At 50.8% G+C, this 26,538-nt stretch carries 22 protein-coding genes; 9 read left to right on the top strand and 13 right to left on the bottom strand.

All coding sequences use genetic code 11. The annotated features are described in order from the left end of the window. Window positions 1-7: 7 nt before the first annotated feature. From H8696_RS05535 to H8696_RS05525, 3 genes are all read right to left on the bottom strand, one after another. Window positions 8-1,279, bottom strand: a complete 1,272-nt coding sequence (locus H8696_RS05535; protein ID WP_249315720.1) for an adenylosuccinate synthase — start codon at window positions 1,277-1,279, stop codon at window positions 8-10. A gap of 207 nt (window positions 1,280-1,486) precedes the next feature. After that, on the bottom strand, window positions 1,487-2,701 hold the full coding sequence (locus H8696_RS05530) for a LysM peptidoglycan-binding domain-containing protein (protein ID WP_249315717.1): 1,215 nt from the start codon (window positions 2,699-2,701) through the stop codon (window positions 1,487-1,489). A gap of 79 nt (window positions 2,702-2,780) precedes the next feature. Then, a complete protein-coding gene (locus H8696_RS05525; RefSeq protein WP_249315715.1) occupies window positions 2,781-3,857 on the bottom strand; it encodes a nucleotidyltransferase domain-containing protein in 1,077 nt (358 codons plus the stop codon). Window positions 3,858-3,999: 142 nt separating this feature from the next. On the opposite strand from H8696_RS05525, the gene H8696_RS05520 reads away from it, so the two are divergent. Further along, window positions 4,000-5,178: an aldo/keto reductase gene (locus H8696_RS05520; RefSeq protein ID WP_249315712.1), complete on the top strand. Its 1,179-nt coding sequence runs from the start codon at window positions 4,000-4,002 to the stop codon at window positions 5,176-5,178. 12 nt (window positions 5,179-5,190) lie between these two features. Then, entirely contained in the window at window positions 5,191-5,568 is a 378-nt protein-coding gene (locus H8696_RS05515) for a MerR family transcriptional regulator (protein ID WP_249315710.1), read from the top strand. Between the two features lie 5 nt (window positions 5,569-5,573). Here H8696_RS05515 and H8696_RS05510 read toward each other — a convergent pair whose 3' ends face one another. Further along, window positions 5,574-6,062: a pyridoxamine 5'-phosphate oxidase family protein gene (locus H8696_RS05510; RefSeq protein WP_249315708.1), complete on the bottom strand. Its 489-nt coding sequence runs from the start codon at window positions 6,060-6,062 to the stop codon at window positions 5,574-5,576. Between the two features lie 456 nt (window positions 6,063-6,518). Between H8696_RS05510 and H8696_RS05505 the strand changes: the two genes are divergently transcribed. Both H8696_RS05505 and H8696_RS05500 read left to right on the top strand, forming a co-directional pair. Continuing rightward, complete coding sequence (locus tag H8696_RS05505; protein WP_249315706.1) at window positions 6,519-6,908, top strand: TnpV protein; 390 nt, start codon at window positions 6,519-6,521, stop codon at window positions 6,906-6,908. Continuing rightward, a complete protein-coding gene (locus H8696_RS05500; protein ID WP_249315704.1) occupies window positions 6,905-7,168 on the top strand; it encodes a DUF6809 family protein in 264 nt (87 codons plus the stop codon). The genes H8696_RS05505 and H8696_RS05500 overlap by 4 nt, the downstream gene beginning before the upstream one ends. Before the next feature lie 45 nt (window positions 7,169-7,213). Here H8696_RS05500 and H8696_RS05495 read toward each other — a convergent pair whose 3' ends face one another. The 6 genes from H8696_RS05495 to H8696_RS05470 all read right to left on the bottom strand — a co-directional run bounded on the left by H8696_RS05495 (window position 7,214) and on the right by H8696_RS05470 (window position 13,375). Next, the gene (locus tag H8696_RS05495; RefSeq protein WP_249315702.1) at window positions 7,214-9,805 is read right to left on the bottom strand and encodes an N-6 DNA methylase; all 2,592 of its coding nucleotides are present in this window, start codon (window positions 9,803-9,805) and stop codon (window positions 7,214-7,216) included. Continuing rightward, the gene (locus H8696_RS05490) at window positions 9,798-9,998 is read right to left on the bottom strand and encodes a helix-turn-helix domain-containing protein (RefSeq protein WP_249315695.1); all 201 of its coding nucleotides are present in this window, start codon (window positions 9,996-9,998) and stop codon (window positions 9,798-9,800) included. The genes H8696_RS05495 and H8696_RS05490 overlap by 8 nt, the downstream gene beginning before the upstream one ends. A gap of 147 nt (window positions 9,999-10,145) precedes the next feature. Then, window positions 10,146-11,264, bottom strand: a complete 1,119-nt coding sequence (locus tag H8696_RS05485; RefSeq protein ID WP_249315688.1) for a plasmid recombination protein — start codon at window positions 11,262-11,264, stop codon at window positions 10,146-10,148. 415 nt (window positions 11,265-11,679) lie between these two features. Further along, the gene (locus H8696_RS05480; protein WP_249315681.1) at window positions 11,680-11,934 is read right to left on the bottom strand and encodes a complexin-2; all 255 of its coding nucleotides are present in this window, start codon (window positions 11,932-11,934) and stop codon (window positions 11,680-11,682) included. 101 nt (window positions 11,935-12,035) lie between these two features. After that, window positions 12,036-13,181: an AAA family ATPase gene (locus H8696_RS05475; protein ID WP_249315679.1), complete on the bottom strand. Its 1,146-nt coding sequence runs from the start codon at window positions 13,179-13,181 to the stop codon at window positions 12,036-12,038. Further along, complete coding sequence (locus tag H8696_RS05470; protein ID WP_249315673.1) at window positions 13,181-13,375, bottom strand: ICEBs1 excisionase; 195 nt, start codon at window positions 13,373-13,375, stop codon at window positions 13,181-13,183. The genes H8696_RS05475 and H8696_RS05470 overlap by 1 nt, the downstream gene beginning before the upstream one ends. 194 nt (window positions 13,376-13,569) lie before the next feature. Here H8696_RS05470 and H8696_RS05465 point away from each other — a divergent pair, with 194 nt between their 5' ends. Further along, on the top strand, window positions 13,570-14,169 hold the full coding sequence (locus H8696_RS05465) for a helix-turn-helix domain-containing protein (RefSeq protein ID WP_249315672.1): 600 nt from the start codon (window positions 13,570-13,572) through the stop codon (window positions 14,167-14,169). 36 nt (window positions 14,170-14,205) lie between these two features. After that, entirely contained in the window at window positions 14,206-15,306 is a 1,101-nt protein-coding gene (locus H8696_RS05460) for a site-specific integrase (protein ID WP_249315669.1), read from the top strand. 88 nt (window positions 15,307-15,394) lie between these two features. Here the strand turns inward: H8696_RS05460 and guaA (H8696_RS05455) are convergent, their stop codons facing one another. The 3 genes from guaA (H8696_RS05455) to H8696_RS05445 all read right to left on the bottom strand — a co-directional run bounded on the left by guaA (H8696_RS05455) (window position 15,395) and on the right by H8696_RS05445 (window position 19,990). Then, window positions 15,395-16,684, bottom strand: a complete 1,290-nt coding sequence (gene guaA, locus H8696_RS05455) for a glutamine-hydrolyzing GMP synthase (RefSeq protein ID WP_249315658.1) — start codon at window positions 16,682-16,684, stop codon at window positions 15,395-15,397. A gap of 153 nt (window positions 16,685-16,837) precedes the next feature. Continuing rightward, window positions 16,838-18,367 (bottom strand): glutamine-hydrolyzing GMP synthase, encoded by a 1,530-nt coding sequence (gene guaA, locus H8696_RS05450; protein WP_249315636.1) that lies wholly within the window; start codon window positions 18,365-18,367, stop codon window positions 16,838-16,840. A 12-nt stretch (window positions 18,368-18,379) separates the two neighbouring features. Beyond that, window positions 18,380-19,990: a CTP synthase gene (locus H8696_RS05445; protein WP_249315628.1), complete on the bottom strand. Its 1,611-nt coding sequence runs from the start codon at window positions 19,988-19,990 to the stop codon at window positions 18,380-18,382. Window positions 19,991-20,217: 227 nt separating this feature from the next. Between H8696_RS05445 and glmS the strand changes: the two genes are divergently transcribed. From glmS to H8696_RS05430, 3 genes are all read left to right on the top strand, one after another. Further along, entirely contained in the window at window positions 20,218-22,050 is a 1,833-nt protein-coding gene (gene glmS / locus H8696_RS05440; RefSeq protein WP_249315626.1) for a glutamine--fructose-6-phosphate transaminase (isomerizing), read from the top strand. Between the two features lie 163 nt (window positions 22,051-22,213). Continuing rightward, window positions 22,214-24,310, top strand: coding sequence for a sodium-translocating pyrophosphatase (locus H8696_RS05435; protein WP_249315624.1), 2,097 nt, complete (start codon window positions 22,214-22,216; stop codon window positions 24,308-24,310). Between the two features lie 107 nt (window positions 24,311-24,417). After that, entirely contained in the window at window positions 24,418-26,352 is a 1,935-nt protein-coding gene (locus tag H8696_RS05430; RefSeq protein WP_249315618.1) for a TIM-barrel domain-containing protein, read from the top strand. Window positions 26,353-26,538 lie beyond the last annotated feature (186 nt).

The raw sequence follows: 26,538 nt of genomic DNA, 5'->3' as shown, positions 1-26,538 counted from the left end.
TTCTCCTTCAGCGCTCGATGATCTCTTCCCGCTTGGGACCGACCGATACGAAACGAACGGGAATGCCAATGGCCTTTTCCACAAAGAGCACATATTTTTGAGCGTTCTCCGGCAGGTCCTCAAACCTGCGGATGTTCCGAATATCACACTTCCATCCGTCCAGGTATTCATAGACAGGCTTGCAGTGGTACTGGATGGCCGTGGCGGGGAAGTCGTGGAGACGCTTGCCGTCCATCTCATAAGCCACACACACGGGGATCTTATCAAGATATCCAAGGACGTCGAGCGCCGTAAGCGCCACCTCGGTGGCACCCTGCACACGGCATCCATAGCGGCTGGCCACACAGTCAAACCAGGCCATCCGCCGGGGACGGCCCGTAGTAGCGCCATATTCGCCGCCGTCGCCGCCGCGGTTTCTCAGCTCATCGCCCACTTCATCCATGAGCTCGCCCACGAAGGGACCTGCGCCTACGCAGGAGGAATAAGCCTTGGTGACCGCAAGCACGCTCTTGATCTCCCAGGGGGGAACGCCTGCGCCCACCGCGCCATAGCCTGCCAGCGTGGAGGAGGAGGTGGTGTAGGGATAGATGCCGTGATCGGGATCCCTGAGAGATCCAAGCTGGCCCTCGAGAAGCAGCGTCTTGCCCTCAGAAAGCGCCTCATGCACCAGCGCGGAACCATCCACCAGATAGGGCGCCATGTCCCTGCCATATTCCTCAAGGGTCGCCAGAAGCTCCTCTTCCTTCAGCAAAGGGGCACCGTACAGGTGCTCCAAAATTACGTTCTTCTGCGTACAGATACTGTGCACTCGCGCTTTCAGCACGTCGGGAAAGCTGAGTTCAGACAGCTGAATGCCGATCTTAGCATATTTATCGGAATAGAAAGGCGCGATTCCCGACTTGGTGGAGCCAAAACTTGCCTTGCCCAGGCGCTGCTCCTCCAGCAAATCGAACATGCGGTGGTAAGGCATCAAAATCTGAGCCCGATCGGATACCTTGATATTCGGTTTTATGCCTCTTTCCTGAACGCTGGCCAGCTCCTTGAAGAAATCTTCAGGGCAGAAAGCCACGCCCGGTCCAATCAGATTGGTGATGTGGGGAAAGAAAATGCCCGACGGCAGAAGATGCAGTGCAAACTTTCCGTGCTCGTTGACAATGGTATGACCGGCGTTGCTGCCGCCCTGAAAACGGATTACCATATCCGACTGGGCAGCCAGCATGTCCGTCATTTTACCTTTGCCTTCATCGCCCCAATTGGCGCCCACGATGGCACGTACCATGTTACCAAACTCCTTTCGATGTCTTTCCCATGGAAAGACGCTATAGCACCGTTAATCATTATACATGGAGTTGGGAATTTTGCCAAGGGTATACGAAAATTATCCATACCTTTTATAAAAATGTTCGGTTTTATACCGTTTTCCAGCGAAGCGCTGCGAAAAAAGGGACACTTCCTTGAAAGTGTCCCTTTTCTTCATAGAATACGTCTAGGGAATGCGAAGCACCTGACCGGGATAGATTCGATTGGGGTTGGCAATCCCGTTCGCCTGAACCAGAGCGGAAACGGTGGTGTTGTAGCGCAGGGCAATGGCATAAAGAGTGTCGCCCCGCACCACGGTGTAAGTCCGGGCGGGATTTAAAGGCTCGCTGCCATCCTGGCGGGTGTTTACGCACAGTCTTTGGCCGGGGTAGATCAAATTGGGATTGGAGATCCCGTTACGGCTGGCCAATGCGGAAACGGTGGTGTTGTAGCGCAGGGCAATGGCGTAAAGGGTGTCGCCCCGCTGCACGGTGTAGTATTCACATATCCGCGTGACGTCGTCATGGATGGTGATATTAAGGACCTGACCGGGATAAATGAGGTTGGGATTGGCAATATCATTTTCCTGGACCAGTGCCGATACGCTGGTGTGGTAAAGCTTGGCGATGGCATAGAGGGTATCGCCTCGCTTCACGGTGTAAGAAATTGTTGATTTGCCAGGAGCGGACGGTTCCGGCCTGGGCCGGTTGGGATCGGGCTTTGAGGTCAAAAGAATGTCCTCGGTAAAGCGGTCGCGGTCCACGTTTCCGGAAATCCCCGAAATTCTGCCGCTGCTGGTGTACTGCCAGCCTACCCATTCGGACCATTGAGTGCGATCGGAAGGCTGGGCCACACCGTACTGGGCGATCCAAAGGGGATAGCGGGTGAGGCTTTTGTCAAAGGCGTTCTCAGCGTTGTAGGCATCACTGTAAATGACAAGCTCGCTTCCCGCCTTTTCCTCCAGGGTTTCGAGAAAGGCGTTGGCAATGGCATTGATTTCGCTGCGGGACAACCCCCTTAAATCCTCGAAATCCATGGCGAGACGGCAATCGTAATCCCTGCCGTGAACCAAGGAGGCGAAAAATTCGGCCTGATAACGGGCCTGAGACTCACTGCGGGCCGTCACATAGTGATAGAAGCCAACGGACAGACCGGCGGCCTTGGCCCTTTCATAGTTTTGTTCAAAGTTTGGATCGACGAAGTTGCTGCCGGAACTGGATCGGATATAGACGATCTCGATTCCATCCTGGCGCACGGCTTCAAAATCGATATCCCCCTGCCATACACTGACATCGATACCGCTGTAGATGCGCTCATTGGATGCGGGCAGCGCATAGGCTGAACAGCACAGCAGAGCGATCATACACACGACGACCGTTACATGCATCAAAACTTTTTTCATGGGTTCATCTCCTTCATACGAAGTATAGAGGGGTACATTTTACTCTATTTCATACAAGGAGATTTGGTGCGGAGGAGACCTACGGATTGTACTGCTGCTCAAAGTCATCAATACCGGTATATTGCTGAACGGTCAGGCCCGCCTTCCGATATTCACCGCGATAGGCGTCCAGTACTGCGTCAAAGGCCTCGGCCGATTTTATCAGATCCTTGGACTCAAAGCGGCTCATCATGTCGAAGGAGGGAAGGTCAAAAAGTTCAGAGAATTCCAAAAGACAGGCCTGGAAAGCGGCGGCTGAGGTGAGCGATAGATACAGATCGTTCTCCTTAGCCGCCCGCCGCATCTTGTTGCGCCAGTTGGAGAACATCTCCTCATAGCTGCCCCGAAGATCGCCGGCGGTGGGCGCGGGCCGCGCAAGACCGGCCTTAATATCTTCAAAATAGGCGTTTACAATGCGGGCAAGCCGAGTGGAGCTTTCCTTGATTTCGGATAAAGTATCGGCCTCCACAGCCCGGCGGTGGACGTTCATAAAATCGGCGGGCAGACGGGGGAAGGAAGCCAGTTCCTCGCTCCGTTTTTTAGTGCCCAACTGATAATAAGTTTGATTGAGCATGCATAGAGCGTCCTCCAGGGCATGGATCAAAAAAACGCTTTGATAGCGGCAGGAGGCGGGGTCCTCCAAAAGGGTGAGGGCGCCCAGCGCTTTGAGCGCCGACGACAGATAGTTTTGGGCGGCGTGATACACGCTCCAGGAGAGAGCCCCGGCCATTCTTTGGCGTGCCTCGTCCCGCAGTGCTTGAAGCCGCTGCTGATAGCTCTCGTCCCCGCAATAAAGAATTTTTGAATTCATAAGCTTCAGCAGATGCGGGTGCGTGTATTTTGCATCCGCTTCCAAGGCGTTCCAGGGGGTGCAGTACAGGTCAAACCCAATGCCGTCCATGATAAAGCACTGGGAAAGCGCCTTCGAACCCCGTTCATCATTAACTACGATCAGAAGATCCAGATCGGATTTCTCATGAACAGCCCCTGTCAGGAAGGAACCGAATACGCCGATAAGGGCCAGCGAACCGGGGCACTGCTTTTGAGCTCTTTGAATGATGGCCGCGACGATGCGGTCGTTTCGGGCATAAAAGGCGCGCCTTGTCATTTCGTCCATGGAAAAATAAGTCCTTTCAATCTATGATGCTCATTATATCCTAGGCAATAGCCGATTACAAGTTTTTACCGTATGCCCTTGACTTGGAGTACACTCTAAGGTCTAAGCTGAAGATAAGAATGGAGAGAAAGGACGGATTTGGATGATTTATAAACCCTTTCAGGAATTGAAGCTCTCCGCCCTCGGATTTGGAAGCATGCGTCTGCCCACCGCAGGCAAAGGAGGGCCCATCGATGAGGTCAAAGCAAGAGAGCTGGTGGAGTATGCCTATGAACAGGGGATCAATTATTTTGATACGGCGTACCGCTACCACGAGGGCGAGTCGGAGAAATTCATGGGCAGAGTGCTGAGCGAACTTCCCCGGGACAGCTGGTATCTCGCCTCCAAGATGCCAGGGCATATGATGTACTATCGAAACGGCAGAGTGGGGTTTTCCGGTTATTTATCCTCGATGGCGGTAAAAACGCCGAGAGAGATCTTTTTGGAGCAGCTGGAGAAGTGCCGGGTGGATTATTTTGATTTTTACCTGCTGCACAATCTTTGTGAGACCTCCTACGATTTTTATACCGATGAAGATCTGGCGGTGGTAGATTATCTTCTTCAGCAAAAGAAGGCGGGCTGGATTCGCCATCTTGGTTTTTCCGCCCATGGCCGGGCGGAGACGATCGAAAGGTTTTTGAACTGGCGGGATGATTTTGAATTTGCCCAGATTCAGCTCAACTATATGGACTGGTCACTGCAGGACGCAAAACGAAAGTATGAAATTTTGACGGAACACGGTATTCCTGTGATGGTTATGGAACCATGTCGGGGCGGCCGGCTGGCTGAGCTGCCGCCGCAGGCTGGCGCCATGCTGAAAAAAGCCCGGCCGGAGGACACCATTGCATCCTGGGCTTTTCGGTTTCTCCAATCGCTGTCCAATGTGCAGGTGGTTCTCAGCGGCATGACGACAATGGAACAGCTGAAGGAAAATTTGACGCTGTTTTCAAGAGAGGACCCCACGACTCCGGAGGAACGGGCGCTTTTGGAAAAAGTGGTGGGCATGATGGCGGATCTGGTGCCCTGCACCGGCTGCCGGTACTGCATGGAGGAATGCCCGCAGGGCCTTGATATTCCCAAACTCATCTCCATGTACAATGAGCTGAAGCATGACGGTATGGGGACGGTGCGCTTCACGCTGGACGCTATGACGCCGGGGGAGCTGCCCGGCGCCTGCCTTGGCTGCGGTGCGTGCAGGAGAATCTGCCCGCAGGGTATCGATATACCGGGAATCCTGAAGGATTTTGCGCAGCGCATTCAGAATCATTCGGTAAATGGTTAGGAGGGGAAGAGGATGACGATTGCGGAAGTGAGCAAACAAACGGGCTTATCCGCAGACACATTGAGATATTATGAACGGATTGGACTTATTCCGCCGGTGCCAAGGAATAAGGCTGGCATCCGTAACTACGATGATGCCAGCCTTCGATGGGTCAAATTTGCCAAATGTATGCGGGGAGCTGGGCTCCCCGTTGAGATCTTGGTCGAATACAACAGACTTTTTCGCCAGGGAGACAGTACCCATGCGGCACGAAAGGCGCTGTTAATGGAGCAGCGGGATATTCTGGCGGATAAAATCGGGGAGCTTAAGGGTACTCTGGATAAATTAAACCGTAAAATTGACAACTATGATACACTGCTCCGAGACAAGGAGGGGGAGTTGGAATGGTGATTGGGCTACCCTCTTTGCTTCACAAGCTCAATGGCCTCTTTGCCGGTCATGTGCTCGATGGACATCTCCAACATGCAGAGCACTTTAAATTCCCGGTCGATCTCCTTTAGGCGCCCCTCTTCATGATCGGGGGAATATTTAGCTGCCAGCTTTTCAATCGCCCTCCGCTTTTCGCCCTCGTCCTCCAAAACGCGAAGGGTGCCAAAGACGATCACGCTGCGGAAATACGTGGTGTATTCCTCAGGAACCACGTCGTCCAGATCGATGACACAAAAAGAAGCTTTGGGATTCGCCAAGAGGGCATCCAACTTATGTCCGCTCTTGGCACAATGAAAATAGAGCCGGCCATCGCAGTGGATGTAACTGAGCGGCACAGCGTAAGGGTAGCCGTCATCTCCGGAGAGGGCCAGCACACCGGATGTTCTCCGGTCCAATACGGCGATGGTTTCTTCGAGGGGCAAGAGCTGTTTTTTGCGGCGCATTTCTCGAAACATGGGGGCACCTCTTTTCAAATAATAATAAAACGTCCCATGCCCATTCCTTCAAAGGCCTAATGGAATGGTCAAAAGACGCTTTTTACCCGGCGGCAAATAGGATATCGATAATATAGCATGGGACGGATATGAAAGTCAAGGTTGCCCTGGACAACCATATGAGAAGCATGAAAATAAGGACTAAAAAAGAAGGCTGGGGCTGCCCCAGCCTTCCCGATGTTTTGCATCAGCGGATTATTCCCACTCGACTGCCAGACCTTGATTTCTCGTGATTTTATGCACTGAAAGTACGCTTTTCATCCACACATTCCACATATTTCACGCTATCCGTAGCGTCTTTACGAATTCTGTAGCCATTTTGTAGCCACGGCTACAATACTACAAACCTCCGCTGGCTGATTCACCTCAAAGCCACTCGCAACTATTTCAAACAAATAATACACGGAGGTTAGCACTATGGAAAAATACATCTACGACAACAGCAACGAACTTTGGTATGAACTGCAAGGGGATTATTACATCCCTTGTCTGGTTCTGCCGGACACCGAAGAACGCCCTATCGGTATCTGGGGCAGAAGGCAGCTTGGTTACATCAAGGAGTACCGCCCGGTACTGTACACAGATTTGGTTCTCAGCTGCAAGCTGTACAGCTATCTGACTGAGATTGATGCTCAAGCACAGGACAGGCTTGCTCTGCTAATAAAGCAGATGGCAGAAAAAGAAGGTATCACAGAGCAGCTTAAAGCACAGAATCAGATGGCGTGGGTCGGAGCCATGAACAGTATCCGCAACCGAGCCGAAGAAATTGTTCTCCAAGAACTGATCTATGGGGAGGGTACGGTATGAAGCTACTGGAAGAATTCTGGTATGGCAATATTGAGCCGACCGACTATGACACATCCGCCTGTAAGGAATACAAAGAAGCGTTTCGCTTGATTACCAAGAACGAAGAAAAGCTTCTGGCATCTATGACGGACGAACAAAAGGACCTGTTTTCCCGCTACACAGATGCTGTTCGTGAATATCAGACTATGGCAGAGTGCCTGCTATTCCAGAACAGCTTCAAGCTGGGGGCCAGGATGATGATAGAAGTCATGGAAGAATAACGAACGAAAATCAGCCGGGCAGTGGTAGCTGCTCGGCTGATTTGTTTAGATTTTTACTTTTTGTCCAATTAGCGCTTCAAGTTTCTCAGAAATCTCTTTCTTGCATCTTTCAATAGCTAAATACTTATTCGCAACATCTTCTTGCGCTGTAAGATCGATATTACCTTCGTTATCAACCGGAATCGGTATTTTTACAGATTTAATCATGAACGGTGGCAACGAAGTGTACTCATTCTCCCCGTTCAAACCCTGACGTCCTTTTTTCAACTCTCTAAAAATTGGTTCCAGAACATATTTAACATATTGCAGATTTAAATTGTCAACTTTCGGCACCAACACTCCACGATGATTTGTTGCAGAGAATGGCTCGTCATGAATCATTATATAGCCAGCTAAGCCATCGATTGCCCAAGTAAGACATGGCATATCATAATCAAAGGCATCAATATCTGCAAACCTTCCAAATGTGTTGCCAGAGAACAGACCATACTCGCCTTTATGCTTTTGCACATACGCTTTTGTATATTTTCCACTTCCACGGTAAATATCAAAGAGATCAATTAGGTTAAAATCCGCCGTCATCACAGTTTTATCTTCATCGTCTCTGGAAATTTCACAGAGTGGTTCGTCTAACTCAGACAAGGCAGCTGTTACATCGCTGAGCATGGTTCTAAATGTGTCTACATCGACAGACTTCACACTATCTTCAATGCCAAGCTCAATTTTTTCTTCATGCGACCACCAACGATCTATACACCAATGAGTAGCATCAACAAATTCACCAATATCAACGATTTTACAGCGTTTATCGCTGGTTTTAAATTTTGTTTTTGCTCCCTTAAACATATTAAAGAGATCAGAAGCAGTTTCCAAATCGTTCCGGTCTATATCAAAACGATATACGTCTCTTGTTTCTCCAATTTCAGAGCACAAATACGTAAACACCGGCGTTGTCTGTCGTTCAAGTGTATCTACGCCGCCTACATTTACAGCCACTTTCTTGGTAAGAGCCAAAATGTAGGTTTTCTTATTTGTCGTGAAGAAAGTATTCAACGGCAAAGAAATCACAGCATCCACAAAGCATTGTTCGAGTATAAAGTCTCGCAACTTTTTATCATTACTGCGATTCATAATACCATCCGGTACAACAATAAATGCTTTTCCGCCTGGCTTTAATGCACGAACAATCCATTCCATGAACAGACCTTCAATGCCCATTGCGCTAACAGCAAAATAATCCTTTAATTCCTGCTGCTTTGCAATTTCTTCCTTTAGATTGCTACTTCCACTCATAACATATGGCGGATTTGTGAGAATTAAATCAAATTTATCCTTGATTGGTTTTGCTAACGTACCAAGGATAGAGTTCGTTTGAAGCAGAAATGTATCATTAAACAACTGTGCAAATTTCTTTGTCATATCTGGGTGTTCCTTTATTACACCAGACATATAAATCAACATATTCGCCTTCGCAAGGATGATTGTCTTCTGCTCATCTTTATCGAAACCTTTATCAAATCCATGCAATGTAATCTGAGGTTTCAACTCGTCATTTTCAACCGCATAGAAGCGATGTAAATCATGCAATATCGGCTCCAGCAAAAACTTACCCACACCACAAGCGGGGTCACAAATTTCCATACCGGGGGTAATCTCAACCATATCGACAATAGATCGAACAACCTTCAACGGGGTAAAGTACTGTCCCCAGTTCTTTTTACTAATAGATTCTTTCAAGAAGGTCTCGAATAACTTGCTCTTAAAATCATAATCGATATTTTCAAGAGTACCAAACTCATTAAATCTATTTAAAATCCTTCTGAAAACAGTTGCATAACCAGAAACAGCTTTATCATCTTTGGAAACAAAGATTGTACCATTGATAATTGTTGTCTTGTCCTTAGGGTTACCAGGGAACAGCTCTTTGATTTTTACACGTACAACAGAAGCGTAATATTCAAGAACCTCATTATCATTATTACCCGCATATTTCCCCAATAAATCGTAGAATGAGTACATTCCTCTTAAAACGCCCAAATCACTAAGGTATTTAAAGATGAATATCTCCACAAAGGTATACAGGCAGTTTTCCGGTGTTGCTCCTGATACTGCCCAAAGATCCTGCCACACCTTTTCAGCCAATGGTAATGGATCTACCGTTGCCGCAGCTTTGATTTGGTCATTGGTCGCATTGATAGAAGCTCGGATTTTGTTAATCAAAGTGATGCACTCTGTACTTTTCTTATCGAAATTCAGAGTAATACTACTTCCATCTTCTTGAAGAATTTCATTACCTGTTACAGGGTTTATCCAATAAGATTTCTTTCCATCAGTAACAATGTAAATTTTTGCTTGCAGAGCCTGAGCAGTGCCCAATTCCTGAGCAATAGCTGTAGCAACCTGTTTGTCTGTACGAAGTTCTTTCGGTTGTTTGTATTCAATTGCCGCAATAACCAAAGGCTTTTTTACAATCAAAGCATCTGGTTTCTTCTTTTCATACTCATCATAATCACGATCAGGGATAATTTTCGCACCCTTCAGGGCTTTTAGTGTTGTAGCACCAATATTGTAAAAATTCCAGTCGCCCATTTTTTCAGGAGCTTCTATCAGATTTCTCTGAATCAATTCTTCACTCATTGATAGCAACTCCTTTCGTTCCATTAGTGTTGTCTCGTAAATACATATCAATGTCGGTTTTTCTGATACGCCATGAACGATCTCCAACTTTTGACGCAGTTAATTTGTTCGCCTTAATCAATCTACGAACTGTCTTATCGCAAACTTTTAAATACTGTGCAGCTTGCGTTATTGTGTAAATTTCATCATTCATAACATATCACCTCACCTTTGTCAAGTATATCATGAAAAATTTCTTTTTTCAATGGACTAAAGCAGAAAAATGCGGATTTTCATAGAAGCAATTAGAATTAGATAGACTTAATTGGACATATAAAGACCTCTGAAAACTTTATAGGAATCAACGAACATCTTCCTTTGTCTTGGTTTTACCTTTGGGTCTGCCAAAGTACAACCACAGATTATTACGAGAAATCACTTCCTCATATCCACTGAGCTTCTTGCGCAGATCATCATTCTCCTTCTCCAACTCCTTAGTACGAAGCTGACCACGAACAGATTTATACTCAGCCAGTTCCTTTGTGAGCGCAGCCACCTTTTCTTTCAATTCTTCAATGGTTTTCTTCGCTTCTTTCAGGAGCTTCTTCAGCTTGCTCTCCTGTTTTTCCTGCACTACATATTTCTGCGCTGCCGTGACAAGCGTTTGATAGTCCTCTTTATCAATGGCTACCTTAGATGTCAACGGCAGGGGCTTGGCTTCAATCTGTTCCACAGCCTTGATAGACACCTGTTGCTGTTGGACACGCTCAATGGTCTGCTCCAGTTCGGCAAGCTCCTCCTTGCGTTTCTCTCGCTTAAACTCCAAAACGCTCAGATGCTCCTTGTGCTCACCTTTCTGCTCCCACTCAATACCATGCTCCAACATGATTTCCGCAAGTGCTTCTTTTTCTTCCTGTACCCACAAATCACGTTCTGTCAGAGAACGCCCCTCGCCGGTAATGCCCTGATCGGCAAGAGCCTGTTTCAACGACACACGGGTGGAAAGTCCACGCTTGCTCCCAGTGGTAAAAGGGATGAAATCAATATGCAGATGGGGCGTAGCTTCATCCATGTGAAGATGAGCGGAGTACACATGGAGATGGGGATTGCGTTCAAGAAAGCTGTGATAGAACTTATCCAAAATATCTTTTGCCAGTTCTCCATTCTCTCCGGCAGCTCCCATATCGTCTTTATTCCCAACTTGGAAAATCACTTCGTAAAAAGTTTTTTCCTGTTTTCCATCACGGATTTTTTCGTAATAATTTTTAATGCAGCGATCTTTGCGTTTTTGCTTTGCATTAAATTCCGCAAGGGCTTCATCAAATAATTCATGATATGCCTGCTCGATGGGTGTATAGCAATATTCAATGTTCAGGTGCGTTCTCGTCTGGTCAACATTTTCTGCGATATAGGTTCGACGATTATGAGCAACCACTCCATCACCGGACATTGCGCTGATTGTTCTTTTTATAACTGTCACCTCCGAAATTCCTGTTCTTATCAAAATGGGTTTCGCCGCTCGTCGGCGGGTTTTGTTACTTTTGCCAAAAGTAACGCAAAAGCACTTTTGACACTACGCATCAAAAGCGCATTGCGCTCTCCGAGGGAGTATGCGGCTCCTGCGAGAGCCTTAGCTGCTTTTATCGGCTTGCAAGTGACACACAATCCTCAAAAATCAGCATGGTCAGCATCATACTCACAAACGGTTTTGCTCGTTGCTGCCGCCCATAGTCAGAGCAAATTAGACAATCAGCTCTGACTGTCCATCTCAAAATCTGCGGATTTCTCGATGGGGACGGGGGATGCGGTTGGGGGCGGTGCGGTGGCAAGTTGCCAACTTGACAACTTGGCATTTTCGCCTTGTCAGCCATCCACAGGAGCGTGGCACGCTCCTGTTATAGCTCCCAAGGAGAAGTAGTCCAGCGGAAGCTCTCCGGCACTCCACGGCGGTCAAGATATTCCTGCCTTGCCTTCTCTCGTTGTTCCTCGGTTGGAGCTGTCTTGTACTGTGAGTAGAGCTGCCTATTCACCATGGCATCCAGCTTTTCTTCCAACCCTCGTTGGATTTCTTCTTCAAGATCATCCTCGCCGTTTAGGTGGTAAAGCAGTAAATCTATAAACAGGTCATAGGGAATCTGTATATTCTTCATCCGTTCTTATCCCATCCTTTCCGTGACGGTTGTGACGATTGTGACGGTATTTTTGATACCGCCCCTGCTGTCGTTTTAATCGTCACAACCGTCACCAATCGTCACACGGTCTTTCGTGTCAGGCTAATAAAACTACCGTTACGGGTGCGCTTCACGGAATACTCAATCTGATATTCGTTCAGTAATTCTCCCGCTTTGACATTGAGCCTGCGGGTCAGAATATTGGGCTGTATATCCTCCCCAAGAAGGGCTACAAGCTCCGTAGCGCTTCCATTCCACGCCAGGGTGTCCTGTGTAATCACAGCAGCGATCTTGTCCAACAACAGGTCAGGAGGGCTTTTCCAAAGCTCTGTTTCCGCACGGTCGAGCATCCATATCAGCTTCTCGGCATCCCTTGTCAGATGAAGCTTTTGGTCGGGCTGATCTCTGCCGACAATTTCAAGGGTGGCACTCAGATCGGTTCGCTTTTCCTTTTGCATCAGGAACGCTCCGTCAGCACAGCCGAGCAGTCCTGTCGTACCGGAAATCATCTCAAATCTATCTCCAGCCTGTTGCTTTCGTGTATGGTGCACAAGTAACAGGCACACACCGTTTTTATCTGCAAACTGCTTCATGCGGCCGACAATCTCATAATCGTTGGCATAGCTGTAATTGTCGGTGCTGACCTCTCGAATCTTCTGTAAAGTATCAATGATAATCAGCCTTGTGTCCGGATGTTCCTTAATGAACTTTTCAAGCTGTTCATCAAGCCCTGCGCCGAGCTGCTTAGCATATACGGCGAAGTGCAGGCTGTCCGTACCCTCTACACCGAACATTCGGGACATACGCTCCTGTAATCTCTGGTAATCGTCCTCCAGGGCAAGGTATAAAACCGTGCCTTGGTGAACATCATAATCCCAGAGTTTTCTTCCGGTGCTGACATGATAGGCGAGCTGTGCCATAAAGAACGATTTGCCCACTTTAGGTGCTCCGGCAAACAAATACGTTCCGGAGTAGAGCAGACCGTCTATGACGGGCGGTCTGCTCTGATATACCGTTTCGTACAGCTCATTCATGGACACCGTGTGCAAATATGCCGGGTCATTCATTCTCTGCATCTGACGAAGAACTTCCTCCATATTTTCCTCGGAAGGATTGATTTCTTCGTTTTCGGTTGGTATAATTTGTTCTGTTACATAGGAAAGCGACTGTTCCCCATCTGCGCCAACAGATGGAATCGGGACGGTCGTTTTTTCTTTTTCATTCATCAAGCGCTTTCACCTCCGATTTCCAGACCATAAAACTTCTGCTTGAAGAACGAGATGGGGCATTTGCCTGCAATCGTCTTATAGCCCATGCTTTTCAGTTCCTTGTTCAGCTCACGGATAATCTGATAGGACTTACTGCGGCTGACATCCAATACCTTCTGAACTTCTTCTGCTGTGATAAACTGTGCTCTCATTAGTACCTCCTGCGTCTAAAATGTAGATTTGCGTACTTTTCATTCGTTCGATTCTTGCTCAAAATTCAAATACGCACTTTTAGTACACATTTATTATACGCACGGAAAATACTTTTGTCAAGTCTTGTAGAATAGAAATATGCACTTGCAATTCGCATTTGTTTGTGATATGATATGTACGAGGTGAATTATTTATGGATAATTTCGATTATTCCGCAATCGGCCAGCGGATAAAAACACTGCGAAAACGCAAAGGCCTAAACCAGACTCAACTGGCAAACCTCATCGGTAAATCTCTGCGTACCGTGCAGAAGTATGAAACCGGAGAAATCGAGGTTTCCATTGATGTCGTGAATGAACTGGCAAAACATCTTGATACAACGCCGACATTTATTCTTGGTTATGAAACCAATACGGCGCCGATCAGAAGTCTTGCCGACATAATGAGCTTCCTGTTTGAACTGAACAAGGTATCTTCCATTAAATTTGATGTAGATGTGAAGAAGCCGCCCCGTAGCAATGAGTGGACTTGCTCCATCCGTTTTAACGGAAAGGAAATGGATGCTGACCACAATGCGGATATGTGTCTGTTCTTAGAACAATGGGAAGATATGCGAGAAGATGTGCGCAGCTACAACTGTTCTCCTGCGGCATTACATAGCTGGCAAGAGCAGACCCTTGCGTACTATGCGGGGGCTTCCGTGGAATGTGTGGAACCGGAAGAACTTGACGAGGATGAGCGCTTAGCTCGTCGCAGAGCTTATCTTGAAAAGGAGTTTGGCTCTGTAGAATAATTAAGGTCTGACATTGATTTAGTAAAGGAGAACGCAATGTCAGTAACGAAAGACAAAAACACAGGAAAATGGATGTCTCAAATCCGTGTAAAGGATTGGACAGGAAAGGAGATCCACAAAAAGAAAAGAGGCTTCTCTACTAAGAAAGAAGCCTTACAATGGGAACGTGACTTTATCAGTCAGGCAGAGGGTAGCCTTGGCATGAAATTCAAGGATTTCGTTGAAATCTATATGAACGATGCGGTTCCTCGCACCAGAGAAACTACTTATGCCAATAAACGCTATCTGTTTAACAAAAAAGTCCTCCCGTATTTCGGAGAAATGCCCGTCAGCGAAATCAAGCCTACCGATATTCGCAACTGGCAAAATGAGATGATTAACTATCGTCAGCCCAACGGACGAGGTTATGCACCAACCTATCTGCGAAGCATGAACAACCAGCTCACCGCAGCATTCAATTTTGCGGTAAAGTTCTACGGTCTGAGAGAAAATCCTTGCCACAAGGCAGGAACTATGGGCAAAAAGAATGCCGAAGAAATGCTGTTCTGGACGAAGGAAGAATTCGGGGTGTTCATTGAAGCTATGAAGGACAGACCCGTTGGCTACACAATCTTTATGATTATGTATTACACAGGACTTCGTGTCGGCGAGCTGCTGGCTCTGACACCGGAAGATATTGATTTCGACAGACACATTATCTCGGTCAACAAGAACTATCAGCGCCTGAACGGAAAGGATTATATCTATCCGCCCAAAACAGAGGCTGGGTATCGAGAGGTTGTCATGCCAAAGGTGCTGGAAAGCTGTATCCGTGACCATCTGGCTACAATTTATGATTTACAGCCTACAGACCGCATCTTCCCTTATGACAAGGGCTGGGTCGGCAGACAGATGAAATACGGCTGTGACAAGTCCGGAACGCAGAAAATCAGAGTGCACGATGTTCGTCATACCCACGCCAGTCTGCTGATCGATATGGGATGTACACCGCTTCTGGTGGCAGAACGCTTGGGTCACGAAAAGGTGCAGACCACCATGGACACCTACAGCCACCTCTACCCGAACAAGCAGACCGAAGTAGCCAATCAGCTTGATGCAATAGCCGCAGAAGGAGATGGCTACAAAAAAATAGGCTGATGTAGCCATTTTGTAGCCAGTAAAAAAGAAGAATCCCGAAAACCCCAGTGTTTTCAAGGGTTTTCGGGACTCAAAAGCCTATATTAACTTATTCCCACTCAATGGTTCCTGTGGGCTTCGGCGTAAGGTCGAAGAGTACCCGATTAACGCCCTTGACTTCGCTTGTGATGCGTGCTGTGATTTTTTGCAGCAGCGAAAAAGGAACGTTCTCCACGGTGGCCGTCATGGCATCCACGGTATTGACCGCCCGGATAATTACAGCCCATTCGTCGGCCCGCTTGCCGTCCCGTACGCCTACAGACCTGAGATCGGGGATGGCGGTGAAGTACTGCCACACTTTGCCTTCCAGGCCGTTTGCCGCAAATTCTTCCCTAAGGATTGCATCGGATTCACGAACAGCTTCCAGCCTGTCCCTGGTGATGGCTCCGAGGCAGCGCACCCCAAGACCGGGGCCGGGAAAGGGCTGACGGTAGACCATGGACGCGGGCAGACCCAAAGCCACGCCGCAGGCACGAACCTCGTCCTTGAAAAGCATCTTCAAAGGCTCCACCAGTTCAAAATTTAGATCCTCCGGCAGTCCGCCCACATTGTGATGGCTCTTGACGGCCTTTACTGTTTTAGTTCCGGATTCGATGATATCGGGATAGATGGTGCCTTGAGCCAGGAATTCGATGCCTTTGAGTTTTCGAGCCTCCTCTTCAAAAACCCGAATGAACTCGGCGCCGATAATCTTGCGCTTTTTTTCTGGATCGGCCACATCCGCCAGTTTATCCAAAAAGCGATCGGCGGCATCCACATAAACAAGGTTTGCACCCAGCTCATGTCGGAACACATGAACGACCTCTTCGGGCTCGCCTTTGCGTAAAAGGCCATGGTTGACGTGCACACAGGTCAGCTGACCGCCAATGGCTTTGATAAGAAGCGCGGCCACCACCGAGGAATCCACGCCGCCGGACAGTGCCAGCAGCACTTTTCGGCTGCCCACCTGGCGGCGGATGAGCTCCACCTGATCATCGATGAAGTTTTCCATATTCCAGTTGGCCTCGGCTCCGCAGGTGTCCAGCACAAAGGCGGAAATCGCCTTCTGGCGCTCGGGACCGTTTGCGGCAAGGGGAGCGGTTCCCTTGTGGCCGATGGCCCAGATGGGAAGACCGCTTTCATAAACGGCGGGGGAGGCATCGATGGCGACGCCGTCCACAATATGATTGATGCCGCCATTCAGAATGATGCCCTTGACATTGGGCAAAGCCGCAAGCTCGTCTTTGGAGATATCATGGGGATGGATCTCCGTGTACACGCCCAGCGCACGGATCTCCCGGGCCAAGCGCGGGTTTTCTTCGCTGCCCAGATCGAGGATGAGAATCATATCTTGTTTCATTACAGGCCTCCATTTGTGAATTATTTGAACTGTCCTTTGTGAGAATAAACGCTCGTTATCCATCAAAATGGCTCTTGCTGCGGCATACTTTTTCTGCCGGCGAGACCGGCCGGTTTGGCCGCCTTGGCATTTGTCAGCGGCAGATCCTATCGGCTACTCCCATTCAATGGTGCCCGGGGGTTTTGAAGTGACATCATAGACAACACGGTTCACGTGATCCACCTCGGCAATGATACGGCTGGAAATCTTGGCCAGGATTTCGTAGGGAATGCGGGCAAAATCCACGGTCATGGCATCGCTGGAGGTGACAGCGCGGATGGCCACCAGCTCATCGTAGGTCCGTCCATCACCCATTACGCCCACACTGCGCACATTGGGAAGAACGGTGAAATACTGCCAAATATCCCGTTCAAGGCCGGCTGCGGCGATTTCCTCCCGGAGAATGGCGTCGCTGTCCTGCACGATTTTGAGTTTATAAGGCGTGATCTCGCCCAGAATACGCACGGCGAGGCCGGGACCGGGGAAAGGCTGGCGCCAAACCTGGGAGGCTGGAATGCCCAGCGCCACGCCCAGCGCACGCACCTCATCCTTAAAGAGGCCGCGCAGAGGCTCCACAATCTTGGTAAAAGCCATGTTTTCCGGCAGCCCGCCCACGTTGTGATGGCTCTTGATGGTATTGGCATGGCCCACGCCTGATTCAATTACATCGGGATAGATGGTGCCCTGGACCAAAATTTCGGGGGAGCCGATCTTGGCGGCCTCCTCCTCAAAGACTCGAATGAACTCGGTGCCAATAATCTTTCGTTTTTCTTCAGGATCGGTGACACCCTTAAGTTTGCTGAGGAAACGCTCCTTAGCGTCTACAAAGATGAGATTCATGCCAAATTCATCCCGATACACCTGGAGCACTCGTTCCGCTTCATTCTTGCGGAGCATGCCGTGATCCACAAAGATGCAGGTGAGGTTATCGCCGATGGCCTTATGGACCAGCACGGAAGCCACTGCCGAATCCACGCCGCCGGATAGCGCGGAGAGCACCCTGCGGTCCCCAATTTCTGCCTTGAGACTGGCAATCATGCCGCCTGCAAGATCGCCGATAATCCATTCCTCAGCACAATGGCAAATATCATAGAGAAACTTTTTCAGAATATCAAAGCCCAGCTTTGTATGCTGAACTTCCGGGTGGAATTGAAGGGCATAGAGCTGCTGATCCTCCCGGGCCATGGCGGCGATGGGGCAGTGGGGGGTATGGGCTGCGGAAACAAATCCCTGCGGCATTTTTACGATGGCATCGTTATGGCTCATCCAAACGGTGGAGTTGGGATTCAAGCCGGCAAAAAGAGCGCATCGTTCGTCATAAACTACATCCACGCCGCCGTATTCGCCGGTCTCAGGCTTGTCCACAATGCCGCCCAAAAGCTTTGCCATCAACTGGGCTCCATAGCAGATACCGAGGACCGGTTTGCCGAGATCAAGCAAAGCTGGATCGCACATGGGCACACCGGGATCGTTCACGCTGTTGGGTCCGCCGGCCAGAATGTAGCCCCTGACGTCCTCACTGGTCAAGCGGTCCATGGCAGCGTCGAAGGGGACAATTTCACAGTACACATGGGCTTCCCGGACCCGTCTTGCAATGAGCTGGGTGTACTGCCCGCCAAAATCAACCACAATGATTTTATTCATGACGCCCTCCCTTCAGCCGAGCAGCTTCTTTCTCTCGATGGCTGCGCCCACGAAATCCCGGAAGAGAGGATGGGGGCGGTCGGGCCGTGATTTAAATTCGGGATGGAACTGCACCGCTACGAACCAGGGATGATTGGTCAGTTCCACAATTTCCACAAGATTGCGGCCGGGATTGATGCCCGCAACCCGCATGTTGGAAGCGTCGAAGCGTTCTCTGTACTCATTGTTGAACTCATAGCGATGGCGGTGCCGCTCGCTGATCATGGTCTCGCCATAGGCTTTTTGGGCTTTGGTGCCTTGAACAAGTTCACAGTCATATTTGCCCAAACGCATGGTGCCGCCCCGCTGGGTGATATTGAGCTGTTCAGGCATGAGGTCAATCACCGGATAAGGGGTGCTGGGATTGGCCTCGGTGGTGTTGGCATCATACATATTGAGCACATGACGGGCGTATTCCACGACAGCCATCTGCATTCCAAGGCAGATCCCAAGGAAGGGAACATTGTTCTCCCGGGCATACTGAATGGCCCGGATCTTTCCCTCAAGCCCGCGTGTGCCAAAACCGCCGGGGACGAGAATGCCCTGCATGTCCTTTAAAATATTCGCCGTTTCATCGGTGACCGTATCGGCATTGATCCAATGGATATGCACTTTGGCGCTGTGGAAGGCGCCGCCATGGGTCAAGGATTCGGCGATGCTGAGATAGGCGTCGTGGAGTTCCACATACTTGCCCACCAATGCGATGTTGACTTCCTGCGTGGGATTCTTGATATTTTCCACCATCTTCCGCCATGCAGTGAGCTCCGGCTCGCGGCCTTTGATGCCAAGCATCCTGCAAACCAGTTCGTCCAAGCCCTGCTGGTGCAGAAGAAGGGGGACTTCATAAAGCGTGGAAGCATTGGGGCTCTCCATGATGTGATCGGCTTCCAGATTGCACAGCAGGGATATCTTTTCCCGCTGCTCCCTGCCCACCCGCTTGAGGCTTCGGCATACCACGATATCCGGCTGAATACCTTTGGATAGAAGGGTGCGGATACTGTGCTGAGTGGGTTTGGTCTTGAGTTCCCCGGAGCTTTCCAGATAGGGGAGGAGGGTTACATGAATGAAAATGCAGTTTTCCGGACCCACCGACCAGCGGAACTGGCGGATGGCTTCCTGAAAGGGTTCAGATTCAATATCGCCCACGGTGCCGCCCAGCTCCACCAGCATCACATCCGAGTCGGCTGCCTTGGCTGCGGCTTCAATCTTGCTGATGATGCCGCCGGTGACGTGGGGAATCACCTGGATGGTGGTGCCGTTCATTTCGCCCTTTCGTTCCCGTTCGAAGAGATTCCAGTAAATCTGGCCGGAAGAGACGCTGTGGGAGGCGGTGAGCGGCTGGTCGATAAATCTTTCATAATGCCCAAGATCGAGATCGGTTTCTGCACCGTCATCGGTCACGAACACTTCGCCATGCTGATAGGGATTCATGGTTCCCGGGTCCACGTTGAGGTAGGGATCCATCTTCTGAATGGATATCTTGAACCCTCGGCTCTTCAATAGGCATCCAAGGGAGGAGGCGACGATGCCTTTACCCAGGGATGAGGTCACGCCGCCGGTGACAAAGATGAATTTCGTGTGCATGGTATTGCTCCTTTCAGCGAAGGTTCAACCTATTAGATAATGAAATGATACGGGAAAACAAAATAATGTGTCAACGAGAATTTTATCTTGCCGTGCACAATTTTGACGTTTTACAAAGATTGACTTGCCATGACCCCCTATTTAGTGATAAATTCTAGAAAAGATCAAAATCGGGGTATTATAGGTTACAGCAGTTTATTGAATACCCTGGATTGGAGGACACCATTATGTGCGGTATTGTTGGATATTTGGGGCGTGACAACGCGACGCCCGTTTTAATCAATGGACTCAAGCATTTGGAATATCGCGGCTATGATTCTGCGGGCATCGCTGTCTTTAATGGAGACCATATCGAGGTGGTAAAGGCCAAGGGGCGGCTTGCCAACCTGGAGGAACGGCTGGAGGGCAGGGAGGTTGCTGGGCACCTCGGCATCGGCCACACCCGCTGGGCCACCCATGGAGAGCCTTCCGATATCAATTCTCATCCCCATACCGACGTAAAGGGTGAAATTGCCATTGTGCACAACGGAATCATTGAGAACTATGCCGAACTGAAGGCATGGCTTATGGATAAGGGCTGCCAATTTGTGTCCGAGACGGATACGGAAGTGGTCGCGCACATGCTGAACCAGTATTATACCGGCGATATGAAGGATACGCTCTTCAAGGTGCTGCCCAAGCTCCGGGGCTCCTTTGCCCTCGGCATCATCGTCAAAAGCCAGCCGGACACCCTTTACTGTGCGCGAAAGGACAGCCCGCTGGTGGTGGGCGCAGGGGAGGATGGCACCAAGTACATCGCCTCCGATATTCCGGCCATTTTGGAGTATACCCGGGATATCTACTTGATGGATAACGGTGAAATAGGTGTTTTAAAGACGGACGGCGTGACCTTTTATGATGAATTCGGCACCGTGGTCTCCAAGGAAATCATGCACGTGGACTGGGATATCAAATCGGCGGAAAAGGGCGGCTATGCTCACTTCATGATCAAGGAGATTCATGAGCAGCCCGCCGCTTTGCGGGATACCATGAGCCCTCATGTGGACCCGGAAAACTATACCATTCGCCAGCAGGAGATGCCCCTTACCCGGGAGCAGGTTGAGGATATTGCGGGCATCACCATTTTGGCCTGTGGAACAGCCTATCATGCTGGTATGGTGGGCAAATGGCTCTTTGAGGCCATGGCCCGCATTCCGGTGGAAGTGGACATTGCCTCGGAGTTCCGCTATCGGGATCCCATCATTCGGCCGGGCACCCTTTGCATCATCATCAGCCAGTCCGGGGAGACGGCGGACACCATCGCCGCCATGCGGGAAGCAAAGCGGCAGGGCGCCCGCATCCTTGCGATTACCAATGTGGTGGGCAGCACTATCGCTCGGGAGGCCGATCAGGTGATTTACACCTGGGCGGGCCCTGAAATCGCCGTGGCTTCCACCAAGGCCTACGTCTCCCAGGTTATGGTTTTAACCATCCTTGCAGCGGATATTGCCCATAAACGGGGCAGAATGAGCGATGAGGAGCTCAGGGACTACGTGAAGGAACTGCTTACCATCCCCGATAAGGCGGCCAAGGTGCTGGAAATGAACAGCGAGATTCAGCGCTTTGCCCATAAGCATTTTGATAAAAGAAGCGTGTTCTATCTGGGCCGGGGGCTGGATTATGCTTTGGCACTGGAGGCTTCTTTGAAGCTCAAGGAGATTTCCTACATCCATTCCGAAGCCTATGCAGCGGGTGAACTCAAGCATGGGACCATCGCTCTTATTGAGCCGGGCACGCTGGTGGTGTCCCTGGTCACCCAGTCCAAGGTAATTGAAAAGACCATCAGCAACATCATTGAGGTGAAGGTACGTGGCGCCGAAACCCTGGCCGTCGCCTTTGAAGGGGATACCAAGGCGAGGGAAGAGGTTAAATATCTTTTCACTGTGCCCAAAACCTCCGATCTTTTTGCGCCCATGCTGGCCATCATTCCCATGCAGATGCTGGCCTATTATATGGCGCTGGAGAAGGGCTGTGACATCGATAAGCCCAGAAATCTGGCCAAATCGGTGACGGTGGAATAAAGATCAGCACGGCAAAGGCTCCCGCCCATCGAGCGGGGGCCTTTTTATTGAATCATTCTGTGCATGCCGAAGAAAAAATTAAATAATTATTGTATTTACGCATCATTGGTTTTATGCTATGATATCTTCGGTTCAAATTTTTTAATATGGAGGAGGGGTTTCAATGAACACAGGTTTGACTCTGCTGATCTTGGCCGGTGCTGTTTTGGCGCTTATCTTTGCCGGATATCTTGCCAAAAAAGTATTCAAGTTCAGCGAGGGAACCGACCGCATGAAAGAAATTTCTAAAGCGGTTCGCGAAGGTGCCAACGCCTACCTGAAGCGTCAGTATCGCGGCGTTGCCATCGTATTTGCTGTCCTTTTCGTGATCTTCCTCGTGCTGGCCCTGTGCGGACTTATGAACATCTACACGCCCTTTGCCTTGGTGCTGGGCGGCCTGTTCTCCGCGCTGGCGGGATTCTTCGGCATGAAGATCGCAACTGCTGCCAACGCCCGTACGGCGAATGCGGCGCAGTCCAGTCTCAATCAGGGTCTCAAGGTCGCTTTCTCGAGCGGCGCGGTGATGGGCCTTGTTGTGGTTGGCCTGGGACTTCTCTATGTGGTCCTTTGGTACCTGTTCCTGGATTTGGTGCTCGGCCTTGAGATCCGTGACATCGCCAACGCCATGCTGACCTTTGGTATCGGTGCTTCCACCATGGCGCTGTTTGCCCGTGTGGGCGGCGGTATCTTTACCAAGGCGGCCGACGTGGGCGCTGATCTTGTGGGTAAGGTTGAGGCCGGTATCCCCGAGGACGATCCCCGGAACCCTGCCGTTATCGCCGACAATGTAGGCGACAACGTGGGCGATGTGGCCGGCATGGGCGCCGATCTGTACGAGTCCTATGTGGGTTCCATCATCTCCGCCTGCGCACTGGCTGTTGCAGCCGGGCTGGGTGTGGACGGTTTCCTGGTACCCCTGCTGCTGGCGGCGGTAGGTATCGTGGCTTCCATCATTGGTACCTTCTTTGTGCGCACCGGTGAAAAGACAGAGCAGAAAGTGCTCCTGTCCGCACTTCGCCGCGGCACCTACATCAGTGCTGTGATTGTGGCTGTGGCCGCTTTCTTCGTGATCTGGGGCATCCTGGGCATGGAGCACATCGGCCTTTATGGCGCTGTGCTGTGCGGTCTTATCGCCGGCAACGTGATTGGCTACTACACTGAATACTCCACTTCCGATACTTATAAACCCACCCGGGATTTGGCGGAAACGTCCAAGACTGGCCCCGCGACCATCATCATCGGCGGCCTGTCCCTTGGCATGAACTCCACCCTGGTCCCCGTAATCGTGGTGGGCGTTGCCGTCATCGCGAGCTTCCTGCTGGCGGGCGGTGAAATCTTTAACTTTGCGGCTACAATGAATATGGGTCTTTACGGCATCGCTTTGGCGGCTGTGGGCATGCTGTCCACTCTGGGCATCACCCTCGCGACCGACGCCTACGGCCCCGTGGCTGACAACGCCGGCGGCATCGCTGAGATGGCCGGTCTCGATGAGTCCGTCCGTGAGCGCACCGATGCGCTGGATTCCCTTGGCAATACCACCGCGGCCACCGGCAAGGGCTTTGCGATCGGTTCCGCTGCTTTGACGGCCCTTGCGCTTATTGCTTCCTTTACCGACACGGTTACCCAGCTCGATCCGAGCTTCAAGGTGGCTGAGTTGTCCCTTATGAATCCCAGCATCCTGATTGGTCTGTTCGTTGGTGCGGTGCTGCCCTTCGTGTTTGCCGCCATGACCATGAGCTCCGTGGGCCGTGCCGCCCAGAAGATTGTGGTTGAAGTGCGCCGTCAGTTCCGTGAGATCGCGGGTCTGATGGAGGGCACCGGCAAACCCGATTATGCGTCCTGCGTGGACATCTGCACCCGTTCCGCTCAAAAGGAAATGGTGAAGCCGGCCATCCTGGCCATCGTGGCTCCCATCCTGGTGGGCATCATTCTTGGGCCTCAGGGCGTGGTTGGCCTTCTGGCCGGCGCAACGGCCTGTGGTTTCATCCTGGCGATCATGATGTCCAACTCCGGCGGCGCCTGGGATAACGCCAAGAAGTACATTGAAGCCGGCAACCTGGGCGGCAAGGGTTCCGAGAACCACAAAGCGGCTGTTGTGGGCGACACCGTGGGCGATCCCTTCAAGGATACCTCCGGTCCTTCCATCAACATTCTGATCAAGCTGCTGTCCATGGTGGCGATCGTGTTCGCGTCCATCATCGTGAATGTGAACATCCTGTAATTTCTTCGGTTAAAAACGCCGGAACTTTCCGGCGTTTTTCTTTTGGCCGGAGAGGATTTAGCGTATCCAAAAACGAATAGAAAAACATCGAATTTTGGAGGGATAAGATGATACGGCTGGAAGAAAGCGGGGAGAAGCTGAACCTGTGGTATAAGGATCATCTGGTATTCGCACATTCGCCGGAGGAGCCATTTTTGACGGTGGCGAGCTGTGAAATCAATCCGGGCCGCCGGCCTTACGATGTGTCCAAAAGGGTGAAGGACCGGATACCTCTATCTGAATTTCGTATTCTTCAGGAAAATCGAGTGGTCTTTTTCGAGGGAAGCAAGCGGGTTCATGTGACCTTTGAGGAGGCGGAGAACCGTCTCCACATGAGTTTTTCCGGTCTTCCTGCCATGACCCAAGGCATGTACCTTGAGTTTGATAATGCGAGCGGAGCACCTTTGTTCGGGGGAGGCATGCAGCCTTCCTATCTGGAACTGTCCGGAAGAAATCTGCCGCAATGGGTGCGGAGCAAGGGCACAGGCCGCACCCTGTCCAATCTGACGGGATGGGTCCGAGGCGCGAAGGGCAGGGTGGGAAGCCCTGTGTCCACGCCCTATCCCCAGCCTACGCTCCTTTGGGACCGTATGTATGTCCATGTTCATACCTCCTTCTACAGTGAAGTGGACTGCACAGCCCGGCTCCGCCCGCGCTTTTTTGTGCAGGGTGTGCCGCTGGATGTGGTGGTGGACGTGGGGGAGAGCTGGCAAGAGGCTTTGGCGAGTGAAGAAAAGCTTTTGGGCGAACGGCCGTCTACACCCCCGTGGCTTTATGAGGGTGTTACGCTGTTGGCCCGAGGCGGTTCCGCCCTGGTGCGGGAGCGTCTGGAGATGGCGCTGGGCGCAGGAATTCCCGTGGCGGCAGTGCTGATGGACGATTGGGCGGAAGAAGGCGACTGGCGGCTTGACCGCAGCGCCTATGGCGATTTCGAGGAACTGCTGCGTTACCTCCAAAGCGTGGGAGTGCGTCCTTTGGCCGTGATCACGCCCTATCTCAACGAGGAAGGTACTGCCTTTGCGGAGGCCAGGGATGCCGGGTATCTGGTGATGAAGGGTAAATCGCCCTGCCTGCTGGAGCTGGAAGGCAGCCGAGTGGGGCTTGTGGACTTTACTCACCCGGATGGGCTGGAATGGTATCAGCGCTGGATCTTTGAACACATTCTGGAAGCGGGGTTTGCGGGCTATCTCATCCGGGGCGGAGAACATCTTCCTTTGGATGCCGCGCTCCACAACGGGAAGAACGCCCATCAGTACCACAACCTTTGGCCGCTGCTTTGGACAAGGGCCAACCGCGGCCTTTTGAAGGGTTATGGCGAGGAACGCCTGCTGCTGGTGGAAAGCGGCTTTACCGGCGCTTCCGCCCATGGCGGGCCCATACTGCTGGAACGGCAGATGGCTGATTTTAGCCGCCACGATGGACTGCCCGCCCAGCTGTCCGCCATGCTTTCCGCTTCCCTCATGGGTGTGGAAGTGGCCTGCCTTGCGGGAGGACAGGCACTGCCGGTGGGGAGCAAAGGACGCAAGGATGTGCTGCTCCGCTGGGCGGAGCTTGCCGCCTTTTCGCCTTTGTTTTTTCTTGATGAATCGGACGGGGACAAGGACTGGCGTTTGGACAGCGATACGGAAACTTTGATCCATGTGGGCCGCATGGGCGAGATCTTCGGTGCGCTGCGGGAATACCGCCAGGAAAGCGGAGACCGGCTTGTGCATCCTTTGTTTTTGGACTTTCCAAAGGCGGAGGTCTGGGATGAATATCTGCTGGGAAAGGATCTGCTTATCGCACCCATTTTAAGCAAGGATGAAAAGCGCAAGGTGGTTTTGCCGGAGCTCGAAAAGGGCTTTTGGATCCATCTGTGGACCGGCGAAGGCCGTGATCCCGGCGCTTTCGAGGAAAGCGCGCCCCTTGGATTCCCGCCGGTCTATTACAAAAGCGAGACCCGGTTTATACGGACGTTTGAGCGGATTCAGCGTTTGGGTGCGGCGGAGGTCAAGACCTCTTAAAGTTTGATTGACAATCCCGGATAATTCTGCTAAGGTGAACGTAGGTTTTTTGGAGGTGCTCAGATGCGAATTCGTGTGGAGAAAATCGACGCTCGATTTACCAGCTTTTTTGCTGGTTATTTTGCGTACCGTTTTTCCCCGGCGTGTCCGTGCTGAGCGTTCTATCTTAGGAAGCAAAGGAAGGCT

It is taken from the genome of Gehongia tenuis (assembly GCF_014384795.1).
GTDB classification, from domain to species: domain Bacteria; phylum Bacillota; class Clostridia; order Christensenellales; family NSJ-53; genus Gehongia; species Gehongia tenuis.
The sequence above is the reverse complement of the archived record's forward strand: the minus strand, read 5'-3'. Positions and strand labels throughout refer to the sequence as shown.

Excerpts from the sequence above, each read along its gene's own strand:
- H8696_RS05535 (WP_249315720.1), bottom strand. The coding sequence starts at position 1,279 with ATGGTACGTGCCATCGTGGGCGCCAATTGGGGCGATGAAGGCAAAGGT.
- H8696_RS05530 (WP_249315717.1), bottom strand. The coding sequence starts at position 2,701 with ATGAAAAAAGTTTTGATGCATGTAACGGTCGTCGTGTGTATGATCGCT.
- H8696_RS05525 (WP_249315715.1), bottom strand. The coding sequence starts at position 3,857 with ATGGACGAAATGACAAGGCGCGCCTTTTATGCCCGAAACGACCGCATC.
- H8696_RS05520 (WP_249315712.1), top strand. The coding sequence starts at position 4,000 with ATGATTTATAAACCCTTTCAGGAATTGAAGCTCTCCGCCCTCGGATTT.
- H8696_RS05515 (WP_249315710.1), top strand. The coding sequence starts at position 5,191 with ATGACGATTGCGGAAGTGAGCAAACAAACGGGCTTATCCGCAGACACA.
- H8696_RS05510 (WP_249315708.1), bottom strand. The coding sequence starts at position 6,062 with ATGTTTCGAGAAATGCGCCGCAAAAAACAGCTCTTGCCCCTCGAAGAA.
- H8696_RS05505 (WP_249315706.1), top strand. The coding sequence starts at position 6,519 with ATGGAAAAATACATCTACGACAACAGCAACGAACTTTGGTATGAACTG.
- H8696_RS05500 (WP_249315704.1), top strand. The coding sequence starts at position 6,905 with ATGAAGCTACTGGAAGAATTCTGGTATGGCAATATTGAGCCGACCGAC.
- H8696_RS05495 (WP_249315702.1), bottom strand. The coding sequence starts at position 9,805 with ATGAGTGAAGAATTGATTCAGAGAAATCTGATAGAAGCTCCTGAAAAA.
- H8696_RS05490 (WP_249315695.1), bottom strand. The coding sequence starts at position 9,998 with ATGAATGATGAAATTTACACAATAACGCAAGCTGCACAGTATTTAAAA.
- H8696_RS05480 (WP_249315681.1), bottom strand. The coding sequence starts at position 11,934 with ATGAAGAATATACAGATTCCCTATGACCTGTTTATAGATTTACTGCTT.
- H8696_RS05475 (WP_249315679.1), bottom strand. The coding sequence starts at position 13,181 with ATGAATGAAAAAGAAAAAACGACCGTCCCGATTCCATCTGTTGGCGCA.
- H8696_RS05470 (WP_249315673.1), bottom strand. The coding sequence starts at position 13,375 with ATGAGAGCACAGTTTATCACAGCAGAAGAAGTTCAGAAGGTATTGGAT.
- H8696_RS05465 (WP_249315672.1), top strand. The coding sequence starts at position 13,570 with ATGGATAATTTCGATTATTCCGCAATCGGCCAGCGGATAAAAACACTG.
- H8696_RS05460 (WP_249315669.1), top strand. The coding sequence starts at position 14,206 with ATGTCAGTAACGAAAGACAAAAACACAGGAAAATGGATGTCTCAAATC.
- guaA (WP_249315658.1), bottom strand. The coding sequence starts at position 16,684 with ATGAAACAAGATATGATTCTCATCCTCGATCTGGGCAGCGAAGAAAAC.
- guaA (WP_249315636.1), bottom strand. The coding sequence starts at position 18,367 with ATGAATAAAATCATTGTGGTTGATTTTGGCGGGCAGTACACCCAGCTC.
- H8696_RS05445 (WP_249315628.1), bottom strand. The coding sequence starts at position 19,990 with ATGCACACGAAATTCATCTTTGTCACCGGCGGCGTGACCTCATCCCTG.
- glmS (WP_249315626.1), top strand. The coding sequence starts at position 20,218 with ATGTGCGGTATTGTTGGATATTTGGGGCGTGACAACGCGACGCCCGTT.
- H8696_RS05435 (WP_249315624.1), top strand. The coding sequence starts at position 22,214 with ATGAACACAGGTTTGACTCTGCTGATCTTGGCCGGTGCTGTTTTGGCG.
- H8696_RS05430 (WP_249315618.1), top strand. The coding sequence starts at position 24,418 with ATGATACGGCTGGAAGAAAGCGGGGAGAAGCTGAACCTGTGGTATAAG.